We start from the raw sequence: 12,668 nt of genomic DNA, 5'->3' as shown, positions 1-12,668 counted from the left end.
TATTATTATCTGCTTACTTTTCTATTCTGTCTCGTATAAACCATCTTCTACTTTATCTTTATATAAGATACCATCCAGATGGTCTGTCTCATGGCAGATTGCCCGTGCCAGAAGGCCTTCACCTGTTACCGTGATCTCATTCATATCACGATCCAGTGCTTTACAGACAACATGCATCGGCCTTGTCACCTGTCCAACCTTTCCCGGAAGGCTCAGACACCCCTCGTCTCCGGTCTGCTCACCGGACGTCTCTATAATCTCAGGATTAATAAGCGTCAATGGATGCTCATCTCCGATATCAATTACAACGATCCTCTTTACAATTCCAACCTGTGGCGCTGCAAGTCCGACACCATTCGCCTCGTACATGGTATCAAACATATCATCGATCAACTGGGATAACCGTGGTGTCATCTCCGTAACAGGCTTACATTTCTTTCTTAAAACGCTGTCGCCATCGATTCTTATCTTTCTTGTTGCCATTTTTCATTCTCTCCTTAATACATATTTAATGGATTAAAGTCAAATTGCAGACTAAAATCCTGAAGTTCTTTTTTCTCTGATACATATATTTCAATCTGGTCTTTTAAAGCCACCAGCTCATTATACCGATAATTCTTAATATAGACAACCCTTCTGTAAATATCTCGTATCTTTGCTATTACAGGTGCCGATGGTCCGATTATTCTCATATCCCGGTCATTTTCTGAACAGCTTCTGATATTTGAACAGATATCTTCCGCCATTTGATCCAGAAAAGTCTCGTCGGAACATACCATCAATACCACCATCATATTCCATTCCGGCGGATATTTCATAAGTCCACGGTACGCTTCTTCTTCCTTATAAAAATCCAAATAATTCTGAGCTGCTGCTGCCTTTATCGCATAATGCTCCGGCTTATAAGTCTGGATCACGACTTTACCCGGCTGTGTCCCTCTCCCGGCTCTTCCGGCCGCCTGTGTGATCAGATCAAAGGTACGTTCTCCTGCCCGGTAATCATTCTGGAATAAAGTAAGATCTGCAAGAATGATTCCAACCAGAGTTACATTCGAAAAATCATGTCCCTTTACGATCATCTGAGTTCCAACCAATATATCCGCTTCTCCGTTTCCAAACTTCTCTAGGATCTGTTCATGTGCATCCTTCGCTGCCGTTGTATCCTTATCCATACGAAGGACTCTCGCCTGAGGAAATAACCGCTGAACCTCCTCCTCAAGCTTCTGGGTTCCTGTTCCGTATCCACCGATCAGCCCGGAATGACAGGACGGACATACTTTTGGCTGAGGCATCTGGAATCCACAATAATGACAGATCATCCGGTTATTTTCATGCCTGGTCAGGCTGACATCACAGTGCGGACATTTAAGTGCCTCACCACAGTTTCTGCATGAAACGAAGCTGTTATATCCTCTTTTATTGATAAATAACATTACCTGCTGCCTGCGGGCAAGCCGATCCGCGATATCATCTGCAAGCTCCCTGCTTATGATAGATCGGTTTCCTGCTTTTAATTCCTTTCTCAGGTCAACGATCGATGTCTTTGCGAGCTGTCCGCTTCCCGCACGTTCATGCAGTTCAAGCAAACGATATGTCCCGTTAAGTGCCCTGTGATAACTCTCAACGGACGGAGTTGCCGAACCGAGAAGCACGCTTGCATGTTCGAGCTCTGCACGTTTTACTGCAGTCTCCCTCGCATGATATTTGGGTGGGTAATCACTCTTATAACTTGTCTCATGTTCTTCATCTATAATAATGATCCCCAGATTCTGAAATGGGGCAAATAATGCAGAACGCGGGCCTATCACGACATCTACATCTCCATTTTTCGCGCGCATAAACTGATCATATTTTTCTCCGTCACTTAGCCTGGAATTAATGATAGTCACCCGGTCACCAAAATAATTTCTAAAATAGCGGACTGTCTGATAGGTAAGGGCAATTTCCGGAATCAGTATGATCGCCTGTTTTCCCATCTCAATTGTCTTTTTTACAATTTTAACATAGACTTCCGTTTTCCCACTTCCGGTAATTCCATGTAGCAGATATGTTTTCTGTCTTCCCTGTTCCATATCACCAGTCACTTCATCTACAACTGCCTGCTGTTCATTATTTAAAGTGATCTGAAAATTCTCTTTATAATCATAAACACCTGCTGTCCGATACCGTTCTTTACTGATTACAGTAATTACACCGTCCTGCTGCATCGTTTTAAGTGTAGCCGGTGATATATTCCATTTCTGCTTCACGACATCCATCGAAAGATATCGTTCCGGCGTTTCTTCTAACGCCTGTAACAGACGCAGTTTTGCCTGTGCATGTTTTCTATGATATTGCTCCCTGATATCTGCCAGATGCTCTGTATCCATATTCTCCGCAAGCACCACGACCTGATCTACTAATTGTCGAATTGTTTTTTTTACCGGCATTACCGTACGGATCGCATTGATCATTGTAGATCCATAATTCTCACGAATCCATGCCGCAAGCGCAAGCAACCGCCCTTCCACAGGCACGGAACGATCACAGAGTTCTGAAATCTCCTTAATCCGATCCGGCTGATACTCTGTCTGATCTGAAAATCCGATCACATATCCGGTTCGAAGATGATTTCCCCTGCCAAATGGGATCTTAACCATACTGCCAAGCCGGATATCTTCCCTCAGGCCATCCGGTATTCTGTATTGAAATGGACGATCAATAGCTTCATGCGAAATATCGATTATTATATCCGCATATCTTGGTAACATCTTCTTCCTCCAGTACCTCTCTGATCAGGTCTCTCTCATCCATATGATGCTTTACGCCCTTGATCTCCTGATAGTCTTCATGTCCTTTCCCGGCAAGCACGATCACATCTCCCGGTTTAGCATTCATGATCGCATACCGGATTGCTTCCTTCCGGTCAATAATCTCTACATACTTTCCTGTAGTTTTATTGATTCCTGTCTTTATATCATTAATGATATCCTGTGGTTCTTCAAATCTTGGGTTATCGGAAGTAATGATCGTAAGATCTGCCATATTACCAGACACTTCACCCATCTCATATCTTCTCTCTTTTGAACGGTTACCACCGCAGCCAAACAGACTGACCAGTCTTTTCGGCTTATACTCTCTTAATGTCTCCAGAATGCTCATCAGGCTTACTGCATTATGGGCGTAGTCAATCATGATCGTAAATTTGTCCGATATCGGGATCAGTTCTACCCTTCCCTTTACCTTGATCGTTTTCAGGATCTCTTGTATCTTGTCAAATGGAACACCCATTAGATCTGCAACTGCAATAGCTGCCAGGGAATTATAGATACTGAAATTACCCGGAAGATTGACCAGCACATCTCCATCTAACTTTCCTGACAAATGATAACCGATACCGAGATGACCATCTTTATTATACAGATTATGGTCATTTGCCTTATAATCATAATCGCCATTAATTCCATATGTTACAATCTTACAGGTTGCATGTTCTGTCATTGTATCTACATGTGGATCATCTGCATTAAAAATGCCAATTTTACACATTGTGAATAATTTGCTTTTCCACATCGCATATTCTTCAAATGTCTTATGTTCATTTGGTCCGATATGATCTCTGGAAAGATTTGAAAAGATTCCGTAATCAAAATCAACCCCGGCCACACGGTCAAGCATCAGCCCCTGTGAAGACACCTCCATAACAACACTGTCTAATCCGTTGTCAACCATATCCTTTAATTTCTTATGCACGATCATGGATTCCGGTGTTGTATTATTTGCTGCCGTAACATTATTGCCGTCAATAATCTCTATCGTTCCGATCAGACCGGTCTTATGTCCTGCACTCATTAGCATCTCGCGAATCATATATGTCGTTGTTGTCTTACCCTTTGTTCCTGTGATACCGATCACTGTCAGCTTGGATGAAGGATTTCCGTAGAAATTGCTGCTGACGATTCCCATTGCATATCTCGTACTGTCTACCTTTACGATCAGTACTCCCGGAACCGGCTCTACATCCTTCTGAACGACCAGGCAGACTGCTCCCTTATCAATTACATTCTTTACATAAGCATGTCCATCAAAGTTTGCCCCGACAATACAGAAGAACAGCCCCTGTTCCCCTACTTTTCTGGAATCATTATAAATCTCTTTTATCTCAACATCTTCGTCTCCGCAGATTACTGAATACTGTAATCCTTTTAACAATTCTCTTGCTTTCATATGCCGCTCTCCTTTTTATAAAAGAAAAAGGCTGCGCAAAACTGCAACAACCTCTTTTTCTGATTAGTTCTCTTCTTCGTCATCGCCAACAATCTTTACTTTGCCGCTGTAAAGCTCATCAACTGCTATTGATAAAGGCTTGTTGCTTGCTGTATTTACAAGTGGCTCCTGTCCTGCGATTATCTCTCTTGCACGCTTAGCGGTTGCAAGCACGATAGAATATCTACTCTGAACTACCGGATGTTCTCCCGGTTCAACCTCTGAATTAACAACTGCCATTAAGTCTGTGTATGATGGATGTAACATAATATTATATCCCCTTTCTGAATTTATTTTTCTTACCAGATGCCTTTCAGGTCATCCCTTATTTCTTTTATATATGCCTTATTATTCGATGTTCTGCATGCATATCCTACAATTACTGAATTCACCGTCTGTATGCACTCCTCCAGATCATCATTGATAACAATGTAGTCATATTTATCCATGTCTGCTGATTCTTCTGTTGCCTTCTTTAAGCGCTTCAGTATCACATCTTCTGCTTCTGTACCTCTTCCACGCAATCTGTCGCGCAGACTGTCTATGCTTGGCGCACTGATAAAAATCAGCAATGCATCCGGGTACTGTTCTTTAATCTTCATAGCACCCATAACTTCTATCTCAAGAATAATGTTCTTACCCTGATCCAGACTTTCTTCTACAAACTTTCTCGGTGTTCCATAATAATTCTCAACATACTGTGTCCACTCGATAAATCCACCGTAATCGATCAGATTCTCAAACTCACTCTTGTCCATAAAGAAATATTCTCTTCCATGTTCTTCACCGGCACGTGGACTTCTTGTTGTTGCTGATATAGATAATTCATATCCGTAATCAGATACCAGTCTTTTTACGACCGTTCCTTTTCCAACTCCCGAAAAACCCGAAATTACAATTAACGAACCTCTGTTTCCCATCTTTTTTACTCCAAATTCTGTATCTGTTCTCTGACTTTTTCGATATCTGTTTTTAATTCGATCGCCCGGTTCGATACATCAAGAGAATTCGCCTTGGAAAGGATCGTATTCGCCTCTCTGTTCATCTCCTGTGCAATAAAATCGAGCTTTCTTCCGACACTTCCGCCTGCCTCCAGTATCTTTCTGGTGCTGTCAATGTGGCTCTTTAATCGAACCGTTTCCTCATCTACACATATCTTGTCCGCATATATAACTACCTCAGTCGCAATACGATTCTCATCAATAACTGAACTGTCAACCAGTTCTGAAATCTTATCGATCAGCTTCTGTCTGTATGCTGTTATTAGCTCCGGAGAAACTTCTTCGATATAATCAACTGCAGCCGTCATATTATCAAGCTTCTCCAACAGATTAACCTTCAGGTTCTCACCTTCCACCATTCTTGACTTCACAAACTTATCAGCCGCCTCGTCAAGTGCACCCTGTATCAGGCTCCATAACTCATCTTCATCTACTGTCTGCTCTTCCAGAACAAAAATCTCCGGAAGTCTGCATATAACCGATGGACTGATATCATTTGTAAGATTGAAATCTGCTGCCATCTGATTCATATAGCCAACATATTCCTCTGCCAGCTCCTTATTATATTTTACTGAGACATTTGTCTCGGTCAGATCTTCATAAGTGATAAAGACATCTACCTTACCACGTTCTATATACTTCTTTAAATATGCTCTTATAGTTGTTTCAAAAAAACTCAGTTTCTTTGGTGTTTTTACATTGATCTCGCAAAACCTGTGATTAACAGCCTTAATCTCCACAACTATCTTACGGGCTCCGGAAACAACTTCGCTTCTTCCAAAGCCTGTCATACTCTTAATCATAAAATCACATTCTCCTTAAAACAATGGATACTATATTATACTTCAACCACTATAAAAAATCAAATATTTTATCTGATTACCTCTTCTATTCCGTGTATCGTCGGCTCGGCTATCATAGAATAGTTTGTATGATAAATTACAAATCCGGGTTTTGCCCCTGCCGGTTTTTTCAGATTCATCCTTTTTGTATAGTCGATCTCCACCTTTGGGTTTTCTCTGCCGGAGGAATAATATGCCGCAAGCCTTGCCGCCTCTTCATAAGTCTGGTCCGGAAGTTCTTCCGCTCCCTCCATCCGTACGATCACATGTGATCCGGGCATCTTCTTGGCATGGAACCACATATCTCCACCATTTGCAAACTTGAAGGTCAGTTCATCATTCTGCAGATTGTTCTTTCCGACATACATATGAAAGCCGTCAGACGAAATGTAATGATACGGTTTACTCTTATTCGTATGCTTGTCCCCCTTTTTTCCGTATCTGCCTTTAATATATCCGCTTATCATAAGCTCCTCTTTCACTTGTGCCAATGCATTCTCATCCAGAGTCATATCGATAAATGCCTGAACCGACTGAAGATATTCCAGCTCATGTCCCGTCTCAACAATCAGCTTTTCTAATGCTTCATACGTCCTCTTCTGTTTATTGTACTTTGCAAAATATCGTTTGGCATTTTCAAGCACCGATATCGTTGGATCGAGTGGAATCTCAATTTCTTCATTCGTATAATAATTCAGTGCATGGAAGCTCTTTGCTCCCTGCTCCACTCCATATCCATAGGTATTGATCAGCTCACCATATACCTTATATTTCTCCCGGTCTTCGGTATCCTTCATCTGCTTTAACTGCAGATCATATTTCTTGCTGGTTCTTTCGATCGCAGTTGAGATGATCTTCCGCAGGTCTGCCGACTTCTGCCGGATCCTTGTTACCTTGCTCTTCTTAAAGTAATACTCATCTAAAACCTTTGAAATTTCATCCTTATCTTCTGCCTGATAGTCCTGATACATACTGAGTCTTACCGATGAAAATTCAACCGGAACATACCCGTCATATACAATATTCGGCACATAGTTTTCTGTATTTATATCGGAAAACAGTTTCTCAAATTCCTGATACAGCTTCTCTTTCTGAATATCCGTTAACGCTGCTGTTGACTGTCCGCCATCAATCCCCGCGCGATAACAAAGCTCATTTGCGATCAGCGGTGAAATACCTGTAACAGAGGAATAAATTGCCTTTGTGACAGTTACTGGTTTTGTATATACCGTAGATATAAAATAATCCCGGTCTGCATCATATGGGGGACGCTTATCACCGGACGGCGGATATACATACGCTTTACCCGGAAGTACCTCTCTTACCGAGCTTACCAGATGGGATATATGTTTGATACTGTCAATGATCATTCCATCCGCATCCGTGAAGATAATATTACTGTGCTTACCCATGATCTCTATGATAAGTTTCTTTCTGCACAGATCTCCCATCTCATCAAGATGCTCGATCGTGAATTCCACGATACGTTCAAAACCCGGCTGGCAGACATCTACGATTCTGCCATTTCCGATATGCTTACGAAGCAGCATACAGAAATTCGGAGCTGTCATCGGATTCTCCTTCGGCACCTGCAGCAGATAGATCAGAGGTAGACTTGCATCTGCAGATAACAGTAAGCGGTAATTCTCCCTGTTGTTTTTTATAATAATATTCAGTTCATCATTTTCCGGCTGATAGATCTTATAGATCCTTCCATCCACTAATTTCTTTTTCAGATCACTTACAACATTTGATATTACAACTCCGTCAAAAGCCATATGAAACCACCTTTCCTGCGCAGATCCGCATATTTTCATATTCACGCAGCTTGTCTCTCCGTTCTGCGGTAAAAAGGCAGAAAATGTATCGCAACATCTTCTGCCTGATTTTTCATTTATGAAAAATAAGTTTGTTCGTTCATTTTATAATGAATTATACAGATCATTATAGATCTTTGCTGAATTATACCATGAGTAATCCATTCTCATGCCACGCTCCTGAATACCATACCATGCGTCTTTATTATTATAATAAACTTCCTTTGCATAGTTGATCGCATCAAGCAACTCATATGCATTATAATTTGCAAATGAGAAACCTGTTCCTGTATTCTCAAACTGATTGTATGGTTCTACCGTGTCCTTAAGTCCTCCTGTCTCTCTTACGATCGGAACTGTTCCATAACGAAGTGCCATTAACTGGGTCAGACCACATGGCTCAAATCTGGATGGAACAAGCATAACATCACAGCCAGCATACATCTTATGAGATCTTTCATCCGAATAATAAATATTCGCTGAAACCTTTGCCGGATGAATGCCCTGATAATAACGGAACATATCTTCATATCTGCTATCTCCGGTTCCGAGAACGATAAACTGGACACCATCGCAACAAATATCATTCATAATGCGATCAACCAGATCCAGTCCCTTCTGGTCTGTCAGTCTGGATATGATACCGATCACAAACTGCTTATCATCCTGTGGAAGTCCACATTCCTTCTGAAGTTCAACCTTATTGATCTTTTTCAGTTCACGGAAGTTATCTACACTGTAATTCTTATATACCTGTGGATCTGTTGCCGGATTCCATACATCATAATCAATTCCGTTTACAATTCCCCAGAGTGACTGCCATCTTGCACTCAGAAGTCCATCCAAGCCTTCACCGTAATATGGTGTCTGAATCTCTCTGGCATATGTGTTACTTACAGTTGTGATCTTGTCTGCATATACAAGACCACCCTTTAACATACTTGCATCTTTTCTGACTTCCAGCTTATCCGGTGTAAATACATAATCTGGAAGACCGGAATCCGCCTTGATCGTATCGATATCCCATTTACCCTGAAACTGTAAATTATGAATCGTCATAACCGACTTCATTCCACTGAAAAACGGATTCCCGGCAAATAATGTTTTCAAATATACCGGAACCAGACCCGCCTGCCAGTCATGGCAGTGCAGGATATCCGGCTGAAATCCAACTGCCGGCAGGATACATAACGCTGCCTTTGAAAAGAAGCTGAACTTTTCAATATCCCACTTTACATCTCCATATGGAGTGAAGCCATTAAAATAATATTCATTGTCAATGAAATATACTTTTACTCCTTCGTACTCCAGATACATAACCCCAACATAATCATTCTTGTATCCGATATCCATATAGAAATGAGTCAGATACTGCATCTTTTCTCTGTATTTATTTGGAATACAAAGATAGTTTGGCATAATAACCCGAACATCATATTCATTTCTGTCAAATATTTTTGGAAGTGTTCCTACAACATCCGCCAGACCACCCGTTTTGATAAATGGCACACACTCTGAAGCAATATAAGCAACTTTCTTCATCTTCTCTAATTTCCTCCCATGGAATAACTCCAAAATAATATTAATTTTATCATATTTATACATATAATTCAATGAATAAAGCACCTGCATTTTATTGCTTTATAAAAATTTGGATGTAGACTTTTTGTTATTTTTCCATTATCATGGAATTATCCGGTCAATATGATTTTAAATGATAACAACATATCATAAAGTTACCGGTAATTTTATTTGATAAGGAGATCAAACATGTCAAAACAGAATGATGAAGAATTAGATGACATCGAAATGATGTCCCTTGAACTTGATGACGGAACAAAGCTCGAATGTGAGATTGTTGCAACCTTCGATGTTGAAGATACCTCTTATATTGCTTTGCTTCCTATAGAAGCACCGGAAGGCTACGATGATGACGAAGTCCTTGTATACCGCTATATCGAGCTTCCAAATGACGAGTTCACCTTAGAACCGATCGAGGACGAAGAAGAATTTGATATTGTCGCAGATGCTTTTGATGAAATCTTAGACGAAATGGAATTCAATTCCATGTCTGAAGATGATTAGTCATCTTCAGACATGGTAACCAGATTATTTTTAATCGTATATTCAATACTTAATGTTTTTGTGATCTGGTCTTTCTCAAAATAAACACAAATTTTTTTATCATCCACAAATGTTATGACACCTCTGCCATATCGTTTGTGGATGATTTTATTTCCAATCTGCAGCATATCATGATCAACTACCATCTCTGTGACAAAACGCGATATCCGGGCTGTCTTTCCATAAACCACCTTAGGTACATAGATATATAATCCGTACCGTGCTCTGGTAACTGCAACATAGAACATCCTACGCTCTTCTTCTAATTCAGCATCCGCAACCGACTTCTTATGAGGGGTCATCCCCTCTACCGCATTCATGATAAATACCTGATCAAATTCCAGACCTTTTGCCCCATGCATCGTAGCAAGTACAACTGCATCCCTGGTGTGATCCGTCGTCTTCATCTGTTCCTTAAGCTTTATCCTGTATTCATTTAAAAAATTAAACCATTCAATAAAAGAATCCGCATCCCGTGCCATTTCCTGAAATTCATCCGCAATATCCATATACTCCTGCGGATTAATCCCTCTGTATGAGGCATATTCCTTCAAATACTCGTCATACCCAACTGCTTTTCTGATATAATTAACCGCTGCATATGGCTTTAATTCTGCGATTCTTCTGAGATCTGCTTCCAGTGTTACCAGATTCTGTACCAGCCTGTTATTATCCCTATAGAATTCTTTCATCCGTTCCGTATCAACCGGATCAGTCTCCAGACTTTCCCGGCTTACGTATCGATTCGGACGATTTATAATTCGTAAAAACAAAGCTCGTTCCCTGTTTCCAAGTGCTGCCTTTATATAATCAAGAATATTCACAACTACGAAATGTGACATCAGATCAGGTATACTATCCTTCACACGAAAAGGGATATTACTCTGCATCAGCTTCATTGCAAGTCCTGATGGTTCAGAATTTGTCCTGTAAAGTACAGCAATATTCGAATACGGGATTCCGTTTTGATTCATCTTCCGAATTTTCTGTACAATCCCGTCTGTTTCCTGTCTCATTCCATCCACCTCGATCACATGAACCCGTTCACACTGACTTTTTTCAAATGCCGAATGAATTGCCTTTTTATATCTTTCCTTATTATTCTTTATAATACGACAAGCAGATTCTACAATGGCACTGCTGCATCTGTAATTTGTATTCAGATATACCAGCCTTGTTCCCGGAAATTCATTTGGAAATCCAAGCATAAGCTTTGTATCCGCTCCACGGAACCCATAGACTGACTGATCATCATCCCCTACAGCAAATATATTCTGTTTCTTTCCAAGCAGAAGTTTTACGGTTTGGTACTGTATCCAATTGATATCCTGAAACTCATCGATCAGAATATATTGAAATCTCTGCTGCCACATTTCCCGAATATCCGATCTGTCACGAAGCAATTCATATGTAAATACAAGCATATCATCAAAATCGATTTTATTGTTTGCACGCAGGATCTCATCATATTCCCGGTAAGTGATTTGAAAATCATCTGCCTTCATATTCACTGAATGGTACTGTTCCACCGGTTTCATCTCACTTTTTACCAAGCCAATCTCTGCTATCACATTCTTTGCAAAATCATCCTGTCCGTTATATTCCATATTATGCTTTTCAATGATTCCATTTATGATCTGATACTTCTCTGATTCGAGTATAATATTGCTACTATTATATCCGTAAGCATGACGTAGGATCATGAAAAACACAGAATGAAATGTTCCAAATGTAACTCCATCGGAATAACCACTTATTTTCTCAAATCGTGTCCTCATTTCATTTGCTGCAGCTTTTGTAAATGTTATCACCAGAATCTGATTCCCGTTTATACCTGTCTGCTCCAGCATATATTTCACACGATACGTAATTACGGTTGTTTTGCCGCTTCCGGGTCCCGCCAGGACCAGCATAGGTCCATCTTCATACCGGATCGCATCTGTTTGTTCTTTGCTGAATTGCTGTTTCTTTTCCAATTGTTTCTTCCCTTCAACTGAAAAGAGAACAGGACGGATACCACCATCTGTCTGTTCTCTTTGTCTTTCCCTGTTATTGAATTCTGCTATAGTTACCCTGTAACTGATTATCTACCGCAGCACTTCTTATACTTCTTACCGCTACCACATGGACATGGATCATTTCTTCCAACCTTTGGAGGTTTTACAAGTGTTCTGGATGTCTTCTCTTTTTTATAAAGCTCGTCTCGCTTTTCTTTTGTAAAGATCTTATCCCATGCAGGTAATGTATATAACCATTCTGCATTACACCCAACCATATTCATATACAGTTTCTCATAATCAATACCCAGTATTACTTCTGAATCCTCTGTTACATCATCCAGATTGTTAGATGTGATCAAACTGTCATCAATTCCATCCAGAAAACCGATCATTGTCTGAATGCTGACATTATACTTCTCTGCAAGTTCTTTCACAGTTCCTTTCACAGGATCTGCCTTTGGTGTTGCAAGAATTGTTTCATAGATTCCTTTTTCAGCCTGAAAATAATCAAACCAGAATTGCTTTCCTTCCGGTGTTCTGTCATCAAAACCATACGCATATTCGCGCCACTGTGATAATAAACTCATGTTACATACCTCGTTTCAATTTTTAAAACTTTATAGAGTATATCAGATTATA

At 40.4% G+C, this 12,668-nt stretch carries 11 protein-coding genes; 1 reads left to right on the top strand and 10 read right to left on the bottom strand.

Features of this window, described 5'->3' with window-relative positions; all coding sequences use genetic code 11:
• Positions 1-21: 21 nt before the first annotated feature.
• The 8 genes from def to glgA all read right to left on the bottom strand — a co-directional run bounded on the left by def (position 22) and on the right by glgA (position 9,447).
• Positions 22-483 carry a peptide deformylase gene (def, locus tag GT641_RS08535; RefSeq protein ID WP_161117300.1) on the bottom strand — a complete coding sequence of 154 codons (462 nt, stop codon included), beginning with the start codon at positions 481-483 and terminating at the stop codon, positions 22-24.
• A 14-nt stretch (positions 484-497) separates the two neighbouring features.
• Positions 498-2,750 (bottom strand): primosomal protein N', encoded by a 2,253-nt coding sequence (gene priA / locus GT641_RS08530; RefSeq protein WP_008401580.1) that lies wholly within the window; start codon positions 2,748-2,750, stop codon positions 498-500.
• Positions 2,707-4,206, bottom strand: coding sequence for a UDP-N-acetylmuramoyl-L-alanyl-D-glutamate--2,6-diaminopimelate ligase (locus GT641_RS08525; protein ID WP_161117299.1), 1,500 nt, complete (start codon positions 4,204-4,206; stop codon positions 2,707-2,709). Before GT641_RS08525 ends, priA begins: the two co-directional genes overlap by 44 nt.
• Before the next feature lie 63 nt (positions 4,207-4,269).
• Entirely contained in the window at positions 4,270-4,512 is a 243-nt protein-coding gene (rpoZ, locus tag GT641_RS08520) for a DNA-directed RNA polymerase subunit omega (protein WP_044945455.1), read from the bottom strand.
• 32 nt (positions 4,513-4,544) lie between these two features.
• Positions 4,545-5,165, bottom strand: coding sequence for a guanylate kinase (gmk, locus tag GT641_RS08515; protein ID WP_008401576.1), 621 nt, complete (start codon positions 5,163-5,165; stop codon positions 4,545-4,547).
• Positions 5,166-5,170: 5 nt separating this feature from the next.
• Entirely contained in the window at positions 5,171-6,049 is an 879-nt protein-coding gene (locus tag GT641_RS08510; RefSeq protein WP_008401574.1) for a YicC/YloC family endoribonuclease, read from the bottom strand.
• A gap of 68 nt (positions 6,050-6,117) precedes the next feature.
• A complete protein-coding gene (locus GT641_RS08505; RefSeq protein ID WP_161117298.1) occupies positions 6,118-7,866 on the bottom strand; it encodes an NFACT RNA binding domain-containing protein in 1,749 nt (582 codons plus the stop codon).
• Positions 7,867-8,010: 144 nt separating this feature from the next.
• Positions 8,011-9,447, bottom strand: coding sequence for a glycogen synthase GlgA (gene glgA, locus GT641_RS08500; RefSeq protein ID WP_044945451.1), 1,437 nt, complete (start codon positions 9,445-9,447; stop codon positions 8,011-8,013).
• Positions 9,448-9,675: 228 nt separating this feature from the next.
• On the opposite strand from glgA, the gene GT641_RS08495 reads away from it, so the two are divergent.
• Positions 9,676-9,990, top strand: coding sequence for a DUF1292 domain-containing protein (locus GT641_RS08495; protein WP_008401569.1), 315 nt, complete (start codon positions 9,676-9,678; stop codon positions 9,988-9,990).
• Here GT641_RS08495 and GT641_RS08490 read toward each other — a convergent pair.
• Positions 9,987-12,005, bottom strand: coding sequence for an ATP-dependent helicase (locus GT641_RS08490; RefSeq protein WP_161117297.1), 2,019 nt, complete (start codon positions 12,003-12,005; stop codon positions 9,987-9,989). The genes GT641_RS08495 and GT641_RS08490 overlap by 4 nt on opposite strands.
• A 107-nt stretch (positions 12,006-12,112) precedes the next feature.
• Positions 12,113-12,616 (bottom strand): SEC-C metal-binding domain-containing protein, encoded by a 504-nt coding sequence (locus GT641_RS08485; RefSeq protein WP_161117296.1) that lies wholly within the window; start codon positions 12,614-12,616, stop codon positions 12,113-12,115.
• Between the last annotated feature and the right edge of the window lie 52 nt (positions 12,617-12,668).

The organism is Clostridium sp. BIOML-A1, assembly GCF_009874105.1.
Taxonomy (GTDB): domain Bacteria; phylum Bacillota; class Clostridia; order Lachnospirales; family Lachnospiraceae; genus Coprococcus.
The sequence above is the reverse complement of the archived record's forward strand: the minus strand, read 5'-3'. Positions and strand labels throughout refer to the sequence as shown.